Source organism: Tannerella sp., from assembly GCF_052170195.1.
Lineage (GTDB): Bacteria > Bacteroidota > Bacteroidia > Bacteroidales > Tannerellaceae > Tannerella.
Genome location: NZ_JBQNAZ010000053.1, coordinates 1 through 15,378, shown reverse-complemented (window position 1 = coordinate 15,378; position 15,378 = coordinate 1). Strand labels below are relative to the sequence as shown.

14 protein-coding genes are annotated in these 15,378 nt (G+C 47.0%); 1 reads left to right on the top strand and 13 read right to left on the bottom strand.

Annotated features, from left to right (window positions below; all coding sequences use genetic code 11):
- The first annotated feature begins 920 nt into the window (after positions 1–920).
- A complete protein-coding gene (locus ACTTKA_RS10900) occupies positions 921–2,537 on the top strand; it encodes a DUF4139 domain-containing protein (RefSeq protein ID WP_442725057.1) in 1,617 nt (538 codons plus the stop codon).
- Positions 2,538–2,559: 22 nt separating this feature from the next.
- Here the strand turns inward: ACTTKA_RS10900 and folK are convergent, their stop codons facing one another.
- The 13 genes from folK to ACTTKA_RS10835 all read right to left on the bottom strand — a co-directional run bounded on the left by folK (position 2,560) and on the right by ACTTKA_RS10835 (position 15,295).
- On the bottom strand, positions 2,560–3,021 hold the full coding sequence (folK, locus tag ACTTKA_RS10895; RefSeq protein WP_442725058.1) for a 2-amino-4-hydroxy-6-hydroxymethyldihydropteridine diphosphokinase: 462 nt from the start codon (positions 3,019–3,021) through the stop codon (positions 2,560–2,562).
- Positions 3,022–3,038: 17 nt separating this feature from the next.
- Positions 3,039–4,088 carry a tRNA preQ1(34) S-adenosylmethionine ribosyltransferase-isomerase QueA gene (queA, locus tag ACTTKA_RS10890; protein ID WP_442713679.1) on the bottom strand — a complete coding sequence of 350 codons (1,050 nt, stop codon included), beginning with the start codon at positions 4,086–4,088 and terminating at the stop codon, positions 3,039–3,041.
- On the bottom strand, positions 4,085–4,825 hold the full coding sequence (gene truB / locus ACTTKA_RS10885) for a tRNA pseudouridine(55) synthase TruB (protein WP_442725056.1): 741 nt from the start codon (positions 4,823–4,825) through the stop codon (positions 4,085–4,087). Before truB ends, queA begins: the two co-directional genes overlap by 4 nt.
- 11 nt (positions 4,826–4,836) lie before the next feature.
- Entirely contained in the window at positions 4,837–5,649 is an 813-nt protein-coding gene (locus tag ACTTKA_RS10880; protein WP_442725055.1) for an undecaprenyl-diphosphate phosphatase, read from the bottom strand.
- Complete coding sequence (locus ACTTKA_RS10875) at positions 5,646–5,900, bottom strand: DUF3098 domain-containing protein (protein ID WP_442725054.1); 255 nt, start codon at positions 5,898–5,900, stop codon at positions 5,646–5,648. The genes ACTTKA_RS10880 and ACTTKA_RS10875 overlap by 4 nt, the downstream gene beginning before the upstream one ends.
- Positions 5,901–5,924: 24 nt before the next feature.
- Complete coding sequence (locus ACTTKA_RS10870; protein ID WP_442725053.1) at positions 5,925–6,803, bottom strand: cell division protein FtsX; 879 nt, start codon at positions 6,801–6,803, stop codon at positions 5,925–5,927.
- A 311-nt stretch (positions 6,804–7,114) separates the two neighbouring features.
- Entirely contained in the window at positions 7,115–8,128 is a 1,014-nt protein-coding gene (locus tag ACTTKA_RS10865) for a 2-oxoacid:ferredoxin oxidoreductase subunit beta (protein ID WP_442725052.1), read from the bottom strand.
- A 2-nt stretch (positions 8,129–8,130) separates the two neighbouring features.
- Positions 8,131–9,990 carry a 2-oxoacid:acceptor oxidoreductase subunit alpha gene (locus ACTTKA_RS10860; protein ID WP_442713684.1) on the bottom strand — a complete coding sequence of 620 codons (1,860 nt, stop codon included), beginning with the start codon at positions 9,988–9,990 and terminating at the stop codon, positions 8,131–8,133.
- A gap of 57 nt (positions 9,991–10,047) precedes the next feature.
- Entirely contained in the window at positions 10,048–10,584 is a 537-nt protein-coding gene (locus ACTTKA_RS10855) for a shikimate kinase (RefSeq protein WP_442713685.1), read from the bottom strand.
- Positions 10,585–10,818: 234 nt separating this feature from the next.
- On the bottom strand, positions 10,819–12,564 hold the full coding sequence (locus ACTTKA_RS10850; RefSeq protein WP_442725051.1) for a S8 family serine peptidase: 1,746 nt from the start codon (positions 12,562–12,564) through the stop codon (positions 10,819–10,821).
- 16 nt (positions 12,565–12,580) lie between these two features.
- The gene (locus ACTTKA_RS10845) at positions 12,581–13,399 is read right to left on the bottom strand and encodes a hypothetical protein (RefSeq protein WP_442713687.1); all 819 of its coding nucleotides are present in this window, start codon (positions 13,397–13,399) and stop codon (positions 12,581–12,583) included.
- Positions 13,396–14,196, bottom strand: a complete 801-nt coding sequence (locus tag ACTTKA_RS10840) for a hypothetical protein (protein WP_442725050.1) — start codon at positions 14,194–14,196, stop codon at positions 13,396–13,398. Before ACTTKA_RS10840 ends, ACTTKA_RS10845 begins: the two co-directional genes overlap by 4 nt.
- A 10-nt stretch (positions 14,197–14,206) precedes the next feature.
- Positions 14,207–15,295: a tail fiber domain-containing protein gene (locus ACTTKA_RS10835; protein ID WP_442725049.1), complete on the bottom strand. Its 1,089-nt coding sequence runs from the start codon at positions 15,293–15,295 to the stop codon at positions 14,207–14,209.
- Between the last annotated feature and the right edge of the window lie 83 nt (positions 15,296–15,378).

Genomic DNA, 15,378 nt, shown 5'->3' with positions numbered 1-15,378 from the left:
TTCACAGCACAAAGATAGAAATAAAAAGTGAAAAACGAAAAGTGAAAAGTGAAAAGTGAAAAAAACGAAAAAGTGAAAAGTGAAAAACGAAGAGTGAAAAGTGAAAAGTGAAAAGTGAAAAGTAGTCAGCAGTAGTTAAGGTAGTCAATGTAGGGGTGAACCTTGTGTTCGCCCTCTTTTTGTGTGGTGTCCGAACGCAAATTTCGCAAATGGGCGCAAATTAACGCGAATAACTGTGTTTGTCATTCCGAACGCCGCCCTTTGTCATTCCGAACGCAGTGAGGAATCCCGCGAGTAAGAGGGAAGAGATTCATCGCTCACGCTCTGAATGACAAAGTAATTGTTAATTGTCAATGACTTTGTTGCAACGGATAAATTCATAGAAAACAGTGATATATTTTTACCTGTAATAAAACATCAATTTTTCTATATTGCTGATTATTAAATGGCTGATTTTTTTAGGTTGTTTTTTATATACACCCATATCTTTTGATAATCAGACGTCAACCGTTGCAACAAAGTCATTGTCAATTGTCAATGGATATTTTTCAGGTACATGATTCAGCGTGCACCACGCATAACAATTGACAATTAACAATTGAATTACGTCAGGCTTTCAGCCCTCTTATCAGGGTGTGGCCTTTTTCCCCAACGCTCCGCATTGGGCTGAATTATTACGCCCTTTCAGGGCTGTTACAGCCGTCAGTAAACATCTCAACAATTCAATAACTAAACAACTCAACACCTCAACATCTAAACACCTAACATTTCAACAACAAATAAAACACCCGAAGGCCTTTTCGTTCTTCAAAAACAGACCAACCATCCAACGGAACAAGAATTCTTTCAATAATCCAATGAAATTCAAAATTATCATGTAACTTTGCATAGTGCTAAGAATACCTTAAAAGCAAGTAGAAATGAGAACAGCAGGAATTATTTTAACCGGAATTTTTATGATGAGTATGATGACGGAAACACAAGCGAATGAACGAAAGACAGTCCTCCACTCGAAACTGGACGAAGTGACGGTCTTTCTCCGTGGGGCCGAGTTGAAACATTCGGCCGAAATAGCCTTAACCCAAGGTGAAAACGAAGTATGGATCGAAGGACTGAGTACCCAGATCGATGCAGGCAGTCTGAATATACGTGCCGGCGAGGGAATTGTTATCTCCGCGTATGAGTTCGTACCGAAACACGTATCGGAGCAGATCACCGATCCGGCGCTCCGGAAGCTCCGAGACTCGCTGGTGATGTATCAAAAGAACGTACAGCAGATCGACATCGAGATGAACGTACACCGGCAGATGCTCGAGATGCTGGAGAAAGGAATGAGCCAGAAGATGGCTTCGCAGGAGAAAGGCATGACGCTCGATGAGCTGGCCAAAAGCATGGAGTACTTCAAAAATAAACACATCGAAATCGAGACCCTGCTGATCAAGCGCGAAGAAGAAAAGAAACGTCTCGAAACAGACATCGCGCGTATCACAGTCGAGCTGAAAGGTAGCGGACATGAGACGGGCGCGCTGAAGCTGAGCCTCACCGCGCCATCGGCCATGAAGAGCCGGCTGGCAGTGAGTTATTGCACGTTCGCGGCCGGCTGGTCACCTTATTACCATCTGCATGTGGAATCGATCGAACACCCGGTGCAGATCGTCTCGAAAGCACGGGTACGCCAGACGACGGGCGTCGACTGGAAACGTGTGAAGCTGACCCTCTCGACAGGAGCACCCGGCAAGGAGCAAGTCGCTCCACTATTCAACACATGGTTTCTGCGCGAATGGTCTCCCATGCCGATGCTACGTAGCCAGCCGTCCGCACGAAACACCTACGCCGAGAAAGCAAACATGGAGATGGCAGCAGAAGAGCCCTCGGCAGCCAAAGCCGAAGCAACGGTAGACGACTATCTGACGGTAGATGAGAATGCGCTGGTCACGACGTATGCCATCGACCTGCCCTACACCATCCCCGGTAACGGCAAAGAACAGAATATCGACCTGCGGGTGCAGCAGGCCAACGCTACTTACCGCTTCTATGCGGCGCCGAAATTAGATACCCGCACGTACCTCACCGCCGAACTGACGGAGAGCGAGAAGCTGGATCTGCCGAGCGGCAAGGCGATGATCTCGTACGACGATATGTATCTGGGCGAAACGTATATCGATGGCTCCGGTACGCTGCAGAACATGACACTGACGCTCGGCACGGATCAGCGCATCTCCGTGAAACGGGAAAAGATGCAGGATTTCAGCAGTACGCGCCTGTTCGGATCGGATGTGAAGCAAGTGTTTACCTACAAAATCACCGTTAAAAACAACCAGAAGAAAGAAATCAAACTGACGCTCAAAGATCAGTATCCGATCTCGACACAGAAAAACATCGAAGTAGAACTGTTGAAAGAAACAACCCCGCCGACAACGAACAAGGCGGATACAGGTGTGATCACGTGGGAAGATACGTTTCAACCGGGCGAGACGAAAAGCTATCAGATCAGTTACAGCGTGAAGTACCCGAAAGGGATGCAGCTGAATCTGTAACGAAGGTCATGTCGCGACGAGGTCACAGGGCGTGAAGCAGCTCGTCGACCGTGCGATGCAATACCGGATGGCGGAGTGCCGGCGCTACCTCGGCCAGCGGCTCGAGCACAAACCGCCGACGGTGCATCAGTGGATGAGGAACGGTGAGCTCAGGCGTCTTATACACCCAATCGTCGTACAGCAAGATATCGATATCGATCGGACGGTCATGGTAAGCGTAGTTCTCGCTTTTGACCGTGCGTCCCAGCTCGCGTTCGATCTGCTGCGTGAGCGCCAGCAGGTCTGTAGGCGAAAGCGTAGTTTGCAGGTATGCCACGGCGTTGAGAAACGTATTCTCCGACTCGAACCCCCACGGCTCGGTCTCGTAAAAAGCAGAAAGGGAAGGAATATCTCCCGCCCTTTCGGCCAACAGCGCCAAGGCTGTAATCATATTTTTTCGCTTATTCCCCTGATTGGAGCCTAAACTCAGGTAAACATGGCTTATCTGCGCGTCGCCCATCGTCATAAAATCAACATGGCATCGCCGTAAGCGCAAAAACGGTATTTTTCCTTGATGGCCGTCTGATAGGCTTCCATCGTCAGGTCATACCCACCGAACGAGGCCGTCATCATCAGCAACGTGGAGAGCGGCATGTGAAAGTTCGTAATCATCGCGTTAGCAATACTGAACTCGTAAGGCAGGAAGATAAACTTATTCGTCCATCCGTCATACTCTTTCAGGTTACGGTCTGTCCCGACCGCCGTCTCAATGGCACGCATCACCGAGGTACCCACGGCACATACCTTGCGGCCGTTGCCTTTGGCCTTATTGACGGCCTCCACCACTTCGCTGTTAATAATCATCTGTTCGGAATCGACCTTATGTTTCGACAAATCTTCGACGTCAATATCTCGATAGATGCCCAAGCCGGAATGTACGGTCAGATAAACGAAGTTGCAATCTTTGATCTCAAGCCGCTTCATCAGCTCACGACTGAAATGCAGCCCTGCAGCCGGAGCGACAACAGCGCCCTCTTCCGTAGCGAAAATGGTCTGATAACGCTCTACATCGTCTGGCTCGGCCGGTCGATTCATATATTTGGGCAGCGGCGTTTCACCCAGGGCATACAGTGCTTTGACAAACTCTTCGTGCGTGCCGTCGTAGAGGAAACGCAACGTCCGTCCGCGCGAAGTGGTATTGTCAATCACTTCCGCAACCATTGAGTCGTTCTTCCCGAAGTAGAGCTTGTTGCCGATACGGATTTTACGCGCCGGATCGACCAGCACATCCCACAAACGCATGCTCTCATTCAGCTCCCGAAGCAGGAAGACCTCGATTTTAGCCCCGGTCTTTTCCTTATTGCCGTACAAACGAGCCGGGAACACCCGTGTATTGTTCATCACGAAGACATCGCCGGCGCCGAAATATTTGAGAAGGTCTTTGAAGACTTTATGCTCGATTTTTCCGGTATCTCGATGCAAGACCATCAGGCGAGACTCGTCGCGGTGCGGTGCCGGATACGCCGCAATCAATTCCGCCGGCAAATTGAATTTGAAGTTTGAGAGTTTCATATGATTACTTTAGTTTTTTTATTCGATGATTCAACCGGATGAGACGACTCTGCCAGCGTACGATCCAGAAAAGTCTCCATCTCTTCGGGACGAATGCAGCAGTCGAGGGTCACCTCACCGATACGCGTACGTTGCAAGGCGATCAGATGCGCTCCGGAACGGAGAGCTATCCCGATGTCGCGTGCCAACGCACGGATATACGTTCCTTTGCTGCAAACTACCCGTATCTTGATGACCGGAAGCGCATATTCCAGCAATTCCAACTCGTCGATAACAAGCGTCTTTGCTTTTAAGGCGACTTCTTCGCCTCTGCGTGCCAGCTCGTAAGCGCGCTTCCCTCCCACCTTGCAGGCCGAAAAAACAGGCGGTACCTGCCGGATCGTGCCCACGAATGCAGTCAACGTTTGCTCGACCAGCTCGCGCGTGATATGCCCGGTCGGATAAGTACAATCGATTTCCTTCTCCAGATCGAAAGACGGAGTAGTCGCCCCCAGTTGTAAGGTCGCCACATATTCCTTCGTCTGATACTGGAACTCGTCGATACGCTTCGTCGCCTTCCCCGTGCAGACAATCAGAACCCCCGTCGCCTTGGGATCCAACGTCCCGGCATGTCCTACTTTGATCTTTTTAACCTTCAGCCTGCGGGATAGCAGATAGCGGAACTTGTTCACCAAATCGAACGATGTCCAGTCCAACGGCTTGTCAAAATATACGATTTCACCCGCAAGAAAATCCATCGCAGCCTCGTTTATTTAAAGAATGAATAGATGATGGCCAGCGTTCCGATAGCCATACAATAATAAGCGAAATAGATCAGCTTGCCCCGCTTGACGATGCCGATCATCCATTTGCAGGCAACAGCCCCCGAAACGAAAGCCGCCGCGAAACCATATAACATCGCTACCGGCGACATGGTTGCATAAGCCGAGACCTCATCGCCCTTAAGCATCTTCAACACATCGAGCAGGGCTTCGCCCAAGACCGGGATGAGTACCATCAAAAACGAAAACTTCGCTACCCGCTCTTTCTTGTTCCCCAACATAATGCCCGTTGCAATAGTCGTACCCGATCGCGAGAGGCCCGGCATAACGGCGCAAGCCTGCGCCACTCCGATGATCAGAGCATCGCGAAACGAGATTCGATCTTTCCGCACGTCAGGCTTGGTCAAATACGATACCAGCAGCAAGGCAGCGGTAAGTAGCAACATACACCCTACAATAAACAGCCCCTGCCCGAATACGGCCTCGACCTGATCCTTAAAAAACAGTCCGATAATGCCGACCGGTACGGCAGAGAGTAAAAGCTTCGCAACGGTTAACGTCTCTTCGTTGCGCCGAAACGCAAAAAAACCTTTGAACAGGTCTGTGATCTCTCCCCACAGCACAACGATGGTGCTGCATACCGTAGCCACATGAAGCAACGTGGTGAAAGCGAGAATCTCTTCACCGCTCTTCATCCCGAACAGTGTGCCGGCAATGGTCAGATGCCCACTGCTGCTGACCGGCAAAAACTCCGTCAGCCCCTGAATGATTCCGAGAATAACCGCTTCGATCCAGCTCATTCGCCGAGGGTTTCGTCCTTATGTTCCGCGGTTTTCTTATCCCCTTTCAAAATAGCGAAAACCATAAGTATAAATCCGACCATCGTCACGATCGGGGCAATGACAATGCGTTGTGTACTGAAAATCTCAGGATTGAAAGAGATGCCGTCTTTCGACCCGCCGCCACTCATCAGAGCGAAACCAACAATAATCAAGAAGACGGAAACTCCGACCCAGATAAAATTGCTCTTCCCAAATGCAAAATCTTTCATGTTTGTTCTAATATATCCTTCTGTTTAAATATAATACATTTTTCCTACAGCCATATACATATAGCGGTTTACGGCAAACCAGGCTGCCAATACCGCCAGCACGATCCCCAACACAAGCACCGCACCATAAACAATAAGTAACCCTTCACCGCGCAGTATTTGCTCTAATCCGGCAAGTTCACCTTCCAGATAATACAACGTACCCATCAGCATCATTATTGCCAGTACGCCGGCAATCAGTCCGCTGACAATGTTATAGCGGATAAACGGCCGGCGGATAAACGCCGGGGTGGCTCCAACGAGCCGCATGGTGTACACTAAGAAACGCTTCGAATAAATCAACAGCCGGATGGTATTGCTAATCAATACAAACGAAATCAGCACCAGAATCGTTATCAGCATAAACAATACCAGACCGATGCGCCGGATGTTATTGTTCACCACCTGCATAATGTCTTTCTGGTACAGCAATTCCGACACATTCGTATATGAAGTGAGCTTCTTTTCAATCTGTAGCAAACTGTCCGGATTGGCATAGGCGGATTTTAACTTTACCTCAATCGACGCCTGAAAGGGATTAAATCCGAGAAACATCTGCGGGTCTTCTCCCAATTCGGCGACCATCTCCCGGGCCGCCTCCTCCTTCGAGATGTATTTCGCGCTCTTGATGAACGGTTGTGCATTCAGCTGTCTCTCCATTTGCCGGATATCAGCCTCTTTGATGTCTTCTTTGAGGAGGATGGAAAACGCAATGTTCTCCTTCATATAAACCGACAATTCTTTACTTATCAGCCCGAATATAAAGAAAAGACCCATCATATACAATGCGAGTGCAATGCTTATGACGGAAATCAGGCGGGAGTTGAAAAACGAAATCGGCGCTTTCTTCTTGCTTGCTGTCATGCTCCTGTACGTTATTTCTGCAACCATTGGGAGGTAATCAGGATATGACCTACCCAATTTTAGTGCAAAAGAACGATTTATTTGCGGAACAACACAATATGTTAGTATTATTTAACGCGAACATCCTAAACTTTTCGCAGTTTTCGACATTTCATACATAATGGCCTGCCCCATCTTTATCGTGGGCGATTGGCCGAAGAACTCCTGATGCTTCCGCCTACTCTTCCCTACCGACTCTCTGTACGGCATTAAAAAAGTCGCCTCCTCGTCTTAAGGGGCGACTTTTTCCTGTATGATCTAAGTACAACGACTTACTTGACTTCCCACGTCTCGCCGGTCATCAACATCTCATGCAGTGTTCGAGTCGATTTCTTAGCCTGTACATCAGCAAGCTGCCGATGTACGGACTCATCGTACACCGGTGCTTCTACATCGCGGATAATACCGAGCGCTAAAGGCATCTCGTCTCCCATCATAGCAAGCATCATGTGCAACGTATTATCTCTTTCGTGCGCATCGTGAACAAGGATATCGTCGATCGTATAACCGTCTTCTCCAAGTGTCACCGCCTTCAACTTCAAGCCGTCAAGCACAAGTCCCTTCTGATTGTCTTTGCCGAAGAGCATCTTTTCACCGTGGCGCAGGAAAATCGTCTTCTCGGCACGTACTTCGCGGTCCGAAACCTGCCGATGGATCCCATGATTAAAGATGACGCAATTGACAAGCACCTCCGTAACGGATGCTCCTTTATGGCGGGCGGATGCTGCAAGAGTATCCGTCAGGTTCGACAGGTCCACATCAAGCGCACGGGCGAAGAAATGGCCGCGGGCACCCAATGTCAGCTCGGCGGGAATAAACGGATCTTCCACTGTTCCGTATGGCGAACTTTTCGATACGAATCCACGGTCGGAAGTCGGAGAATACTGTCCCTTCGTCAATCCGTAGATCTTATTGTTCATCAACACAATGTTCAGATCGACATTACGTCGTATGGCATGAATGAAGTGATTTCCTCCGATGGCCAGGCAGTCGCCATCGCCGGTGACGAGCCATACGCTAAGATCAGGACGCGCGGTTTTCACACCCGTCGCAATGGCGGCACCACGTCCGTGAATGGTATGAAAGCCATACGAATTCATATAATACGGCAATCGCGACGAGCAGCCGATACCGGAGATCACGGCCGTCTGATGAGGTGGTATCCCCACTTCGGCCATGGCCTTATGCAGACAGTTCAACGTGGCATGGTCACCGCATCCGGGACACCAGCGTACATACTGGTCGCTTTTATAGTCTTTGGGAGTATATTTCAAATCTGTATTCATAATTATTTGCCCTCCATAATTTTCGTAAATTCTTCAACTAAACGGGATACGACAAAGGGTTGTCCTTTGATACGATTAAACTTGTGTGGATTGAAGTCTTTGATCTTGCTCCGCAGATAGCTGGCAAACTGTCCGTTATTCTGCTCGGCTACCACAACGTTAGGATAATGTTTCAGGATCTGCTCCGTATTTTTAGGCAACGGGCTGATGAAACGGAAATGAGCCAATCCGATCTTATGACCGTTCTGACGCAGAATGTCCATCGCCTCATGCAGATGACCGAACGTTCCTCCCCAGCCTACAATCAGCAGATCGGCGTCCTGATCGCCTAACACTTCGACCTCGGGAATATAATCTGCAATTTTATCGATTTTCCCCTGACGTGTCTGCACCATCTTTTGGTGGTTCTTCGGATCGGTCGAGATCGAACTGGTATCGTAATCTTTCTCCAACCCGCCGATACGATGGGTAAAGCCCTCGGTTCCGGGTACCGCCCAATAACGAACAAGGCTTTCTTTATCGCGCCGGTAGGCTTTCCACGGCTCGGGATTCCTGTAATTCTCCACGTAATTCGGCTTGATCGCCGGATAATCGTTCAGATAATCCGGAATACGCCAAGCAGAAGAACCGTTAGCGATAAACGCATCCGTCAGCAGAATAACCGGAGTCATATGCTCCACAGCCAATTTACCGGCCCAATAGGCCATATCGAAACAGTCGGTAGGAGTCGAGGCAGCCAGTACAACGACAGGGCTCTCTCCGTTTCGTCCGTAAAGCGCCTGCATCAAGTCGGCCTGCTCGCTCTTGGTAGGCATACCGGTCGACGGGCCTCCGCGCTGCACGTCGATGATCACTAACGGCAACTCGGCAATCATGGCCAATCCGATGGCTTCGCTCTTGAGCGCCAGTCCGGGACCGGAAGTAGATGTCACCCCCAAGCAACCGGCAAAGCTGGCGCCGATCGCCGTACAAATTCCGGCAATCTCGTCTTCGGCCTGTACCGTAATGACTCCAAGGTTTTTGTGTTTAGACAGTTCGTGCAAAATATCGGTCGCGGGAGTAATCGGATAACTTCCGAGAAACAGCCGTAAATTCGCTTTTTCGGCAGCAGCGATCAGTCCGTACGAAGTAGCATTATTTCCGTTCACATCCATATAAATGCCGGGCTTCTGCTTCGATCCTTCGATACGGTAAGTCGAAACGGAAGCATGAATGTTGTTCCCGTAGTTGTATCCATCGGTCAGAGCCTTGATATTGGCTTTGGCGATATCCGGTTTTTTAGCGAACTTGGTTTGAAGCATGGTCATCGCATGATCTAACGGACGATCGAACAGCCAGCAAACGAGTCCGAGCGTAAACATGTTCTTGCAGCGCAAGGCCGATTTGTTATCCAGCCCGAATTCGGCCAGTCCGTCGCGTACCATGGTCGAGATCGGTGCGGAGACGACCTGCACATTCGTCAGACCAAGCTCTTCAATGGGGTCTTCGGTCTTAAACTCAGCTTTCTCAAGGTCTCTCGTCGTGAATGAGTCGGAGTCGATGATTACGATCGAACCCGGTCGGAGATTCTTCACGTTAACCTTAAGCGCCGCCGGATTCATGGCCACCAGTACATCAGCCTTATCGCCGGGGGTGTACACTTTCTTCGTTCCCAGATGTACCTGAAAACCGGAAATGCCGCTCAGCGAGCCTTGCGGCGCACGCACTTCGGCCGGATAGTCGGGGAACGTGGAAATATCGTTCCCGAAGATGGCCGACAGATTGGAGAAGATCGTACCGGTAAGTTGCATACCGTCACCGCTATCTCCCGAAAAACGGATCACCACATGATCCAGTGTTGTTACTTTGGTTGGTTCTGTCATGACAATTTTTAATATTGTTCGATAATTTTCGGCAAAAGTATAATGAATAGATATATTTTACGAATAGCGTGTGTCAATCATTTTTTGAAGTTTCGATACCTGTGTTGTGACGTGATACTCGGTAACAAGCACCTCTACATTAAACGTAATGTGTGCCTGCTCATAAAAAGGAGCACGCCGAGCCAATGATTCTGCGACGAAATTCATTAGGCTTCCTCCCGAAAGACCCTTTAGCAAAGGGCGATTCGGCCTGCAATGTTCGAGGCGCTCGGACAGCCCTTGAGGAGAAGCCTTTAAATAGACTGTAGTCCCGATCGAGTTCATGTATGCCATATTGTCAAAAAAACACGGAGTCCCCCCTCCGGTAGATATAACCACGTTTTCAAAATCAGCCACTTCATGCAAGGCCTTTTTTTCGATTTGCCGAAACGCCTCTTCTCCCTTTTCTTCAAAAAGCTGCCGAACCGTTTTATGATATCGCCCCTCCATAAAGTAATCGAGATCAATAAATGACAATCCGCTTTGTTTCGAAAGCTCTTTGCCCATCGTCGTCTTACCGGCTCCCATGTAGCCAATCAGGAAAATGCGCCTCATGCTACTGACTTTTTCAGGGGCAAAGGTAAAAAATAAATCTTAAAAGAAGCCTGCTCTGCAAATAATCTTCAGAGCAACCGTATTAAATCCGGTCACAACAGTCTGTTCGAACAGCACCAAGCAAACGAAATCAAGTCCGGAGGAATTTACACATCTAAAAGAGGGTGTGCCCAAACATTGCGTTTAAACACACCCTCAAAATTCTCCGGACACGAGTTCCTGTTATCTCCTTTATTATCTTATCTCAAAGCAACAACCTGAATTCACCTCAAATGTTCCGTTAACAGATGTTTCAGGTGATTTGACGGTCAATTTTGCACGATTAGACACCGTTACATTCCGTAACGTAAAACTGGAACGGCAACTTCGGGCAAATCGGTTGGACGATATGTTATTCGCCAAACTGTTTACGCAATTTGCTGCCTGAACGGCCGCTTCGGCATCTACTAATCCATAGCCTACCTCCCTGTTCCAAGTCCCGTTGGGATGGTTCGGCGTCTCTTTAAACTCATAACGGTCCAGTTTACGGCATGTCATTTCGATAATACTCCGAACTTCATGCGCGTACAGATGCGGATTAACGGATAAGATCAATGCTGCAATACCCACTACCTGCGGACAAGCCGCAGACGTCCCGTTAAAATCATGACGATAATCGCCGGCCGGACTGGGGGCTGTGTTTTTCCCTTTCGCACCCTGCAAATCGGTTGTGTATACTCTTATGGAAGTATGAGTATCATTCTCTCCTCCACCAACTGGTGCTACGACATCCAGCGCATCTCCAAAGTTAGAGTCTGAAACACGTTGCCCAATATTAGTAATGGAACCTACAGCCATTACATTCGGAAGATTGGCTGGGTAGCGCACCCGAGGTTTTCCATCATTATGAGAACAAAAAACAACTACGCACCCTTTTCCGCTTCTTCCCCGAAGAACACATTCGCTAATAACGGCATCATAAACATTTGAATTATAGAATGAACCCCATGAGTTATTGATCACATCGGCACCTGAGGTATATGCATGCCGAAGTCCTTTTATAATACTTGCCTCTGAGGAATAAACACCAAATACTCTTATCGGTATCATCTTGCATTTCGGTGCAACACCGACAACTCCGATGGAATTATCAACAGCTCCTACGACACCTGCGCACCATGTACCATGCCCATCGTTGCCGGCATAACCTCCTTTGGTACCACTTTGTCCTGCCGGAGCCGTAGCATCATATCCGAGACTTTTCAGCAGATTGGCCTCCAGATCGGGATGCGTTAAATCAACACCTTGATCGACAATGGCAATCTTGATATTACCGTTACCCTTGGTGATTCTCCATGCAGGCTCGATATTGATATCAATGCCCGGTATTCCGCCTTCTTGTCCGGTATTTTTCAATGTCCACTGTTTCGGCCAGTACGTATTGCCCAACATCGCTTCCATATAAAAATTGGGTTCGACAAAATCGACCGTTCCCGTTTCATATACCTTACGGCATACGGATAGAATATCTTTCATCTTGCAGTCTAACGTCAGTAGAGATATTCCCGATGCCGGCAGAATCAGTTCGTTCTCTCTGATTTTACCGGAGAGTCCGCTTTTTCGGATCACGTTTTCTATCGTTTCTCCTTCGCGGGGTTTGACGAAAATACTGTTGGATAAAGCAAGCTGTGCAGCATTGTTATACTCCAACATATAATAAGCATCTTCTACCCTATCGGAACGTATAAAATCCTCTTGCCGGAATTGATTTGGATCAACCGTTGCTTTTATCAAACCGTCAGGTAGTTTATCCAATGATTTAAATTGGACTGTCCGGATATTCAATCCTTGCATATTGGGTGATTTTGTCTTAAAGACAACGAGGTCTTTTCGAATCTTAAATACCTCTTTTTTCCCATCTTTCGAATAGAAAAAATCCGATTGAGAAAAAAGTGTTGCTGTGATTTGTACAAGTATCAAAAATAAATATAATCGTTTCATAGCTTTACTTTTTTGATTATTCTTCTTTCTTGAAAGTCGAGATACGGTATCTTGGGTATTCTAATACATTATCATAGAATAAATCCAGATCGAATTCGGAATCATTTATCATGCGAAAAAACAGCTTATATTCCGGTTTTAGCTCCGATTTTCCGGCAAGTTCTTTCAATATCATCACATGCTCATCTTCCAATATCTCATAATTATAACGATCTGAAAATTTGAAATTAGACTTTATCGTTGAAATCACAACTTCTTTTTTATCGATAAATTCGATTTTTACGTCTTTTTTATAACCCGGAGGATAGATCGCCCAATATATGCCCGGTCGCAATGTCGGCTTTGGCTTCGGCCTTGTCGGTACAATTGAGTTCAATACCAATGTCCTATGTTTATATCCTGAACTATCCGTTTGGGTTTGTACGATACCGCTCAACCGCACGTTGATTTCTCGAATAATACCGAATCCGGTATCATGTACCAATTCTGCTTTCCAATCTTTTACGGAAGCCGAAAGGTTTTTTACTTTACACAATGTCACTTCTCCCTTTTCGTCCGTATAGCCAAAGCATGTATCGCCTCTATACGCTGAATAATAAGGTGGAGCGTATATAAGTATGTTTTCAACATTGGCATCCCATAAATCTGAATACGATTCATACGATTCCACAATCCGCAGTCTGGTTTCTAAGTTTTCGATCTTGATACCGTCGTCTGGTGTAGGCAGCTCGTTGTTTTTATTGCAGGATATTCCCGTGGCCAAAAGCAGCGGTATACAAATGCTTTTAAGCAACAAGGAGCTTATAGTCGGGGCGTTTAAATATAATCGTTTCATAGCTTTACTTTTTTTAATTGTTCTTCTTTTTTAAACGTCATTAATACCTGGCCCGGATATTCAGCCGTATAACCACAGAAACAATCCGTTTCAAATTCGGAATTGCTTATCACATGAAAAAACATTTTTTGCTCCGGTACTACTCCGGTAACATCTTTCAGCATAATTGCATGTTCGGTATCGAATATCTCATAATGATATGTTTTTACCGGAAGCCCGGGTTCCATCAGTTTGAGTATTTTCCGATCGATAAATTCGATTTTCACCGATTTACCACCAAGTGTTGGATAAGTATGTGCATACATTCCCAATTGCAACACCGGTTTCGGCTTAGGCCCGGTTGGCACAATCGAAGTCAGATCCATCGTTCCCTGCTTCTTACCTAAACTGTCTGTTTCGGTCCGTACAATACCGCTCAGCCGCACATTGATCTCCGTGATCGTACTTAATGTGTTATTATATACAAATTCTCCTTTCCACTCTTTTATGGATGCCGGAAGATTTTTCACCTTACACAGAACAGTTTCTCCCTTTTCATCCGTATAGCCGAAGTATGTATTTCCTTTATACGAACCGTACGGAGGGTAATGTATCAGCATATTTTCAGGATTGGCACGCCATACGTGCTCGACAGCGCTGCCTACCGAGGGTGACACCACGATCCGCAGCCTCGTTTGCAGATTTTCAATCTGGATACCACCTTCTTGTTTGCCCGGACCGTCTTCTTTCCTGCAAGACTGCCATGCCGTAAACAGCAACAAGATACAGATGTATCTGATAAATATAGTAGATTTCATAATGTTTTCCCTATGGATTCATCAGTTTTTTTGAACTTAAAACAGCGCCATTTACCATCAATCGATAGATATTTATCCCCTTGGCAAGATCAGCTGTATACAAGGTAATATATCCATTCTTCCCGGATGTATCGAGAGGAATCGTTTTAACAACCGCCCCACCGGTCGAATAAACTGCAATAGAAGCTTGTGTTGTACCTTCGGGTAATTGATAACTGATTACGGTGCTCCCGTCTATAGGATTGGGAACATTCTGAGACAGATATTCACCGTCCTCGAAAATTTTTCCTGCCGTATTATCGGAATAAGATGATACGCCTTTTTTCAACGATATACCCTGATTGTTGTTTTGTTCCAACTTCTCCACCCTTTCTTGCAGATCTTTGATAGCTTCTACCAATACGGGGATTAGTCCCGTATAGTTAATCGAAAGTGTTCCTTCCGCATTCTCATCGACAAGTTCGGGAAATAATTCTTTTACCTCCTGAGCAATAAACCCATATTCCCGTATATACTTGTCTTTTTTCACTTTATTCAGTTCACTCAATGCAGACGGTGCATCCTGGGCTCTTATTTTCCCGGTCTCAACCATTCTTGCTATTTCTGCCGCATTGTCTTTTTCCGATTCGACCAGTTTATCGTACATCTTTCCATTCAGTCGCTTCATGTTATTCACGTAAACAGAGCGCTGTTCTCTCATATTCTTAATGTTTCTCTTTTTTGTCTCGTCCGATGTTATCAATAACCCGGCTGACGTCCATACCTGACCGTTTACTTCCAATTTGTAAGTAGACGGCTTTCTGCCGACCCCGACATTGCCGTTGTCTCCAACGAAGAGCTTGAAGTTCGGAGAAGCCTGATTAGGTGTCCAGAAGTTCAAGCCTCCGTCCCAATACTCAATACTATGATTGGGGCCGAGAAAGAGGCCCGGAGAAGCGGCCGAAGCCACCGAAGTGTAGTTTGCAGGCCGTGGCCCTACAAAAAGATGATTGTCTCTGAATAACAATTGCGCCTTGGCAGAGAAAACACCTGCTACCATAAAAAACATTACTGCGACGGCTGTTGCCACGCTCATTCTCATTCCAACGTTCGTTTCCATTTTTTATTGATTTAAAATTAATAATGCCTCAAATTTAGATAAAATCCTCGAGATTTTACACCGGGCAGATAAAAACACAAGGC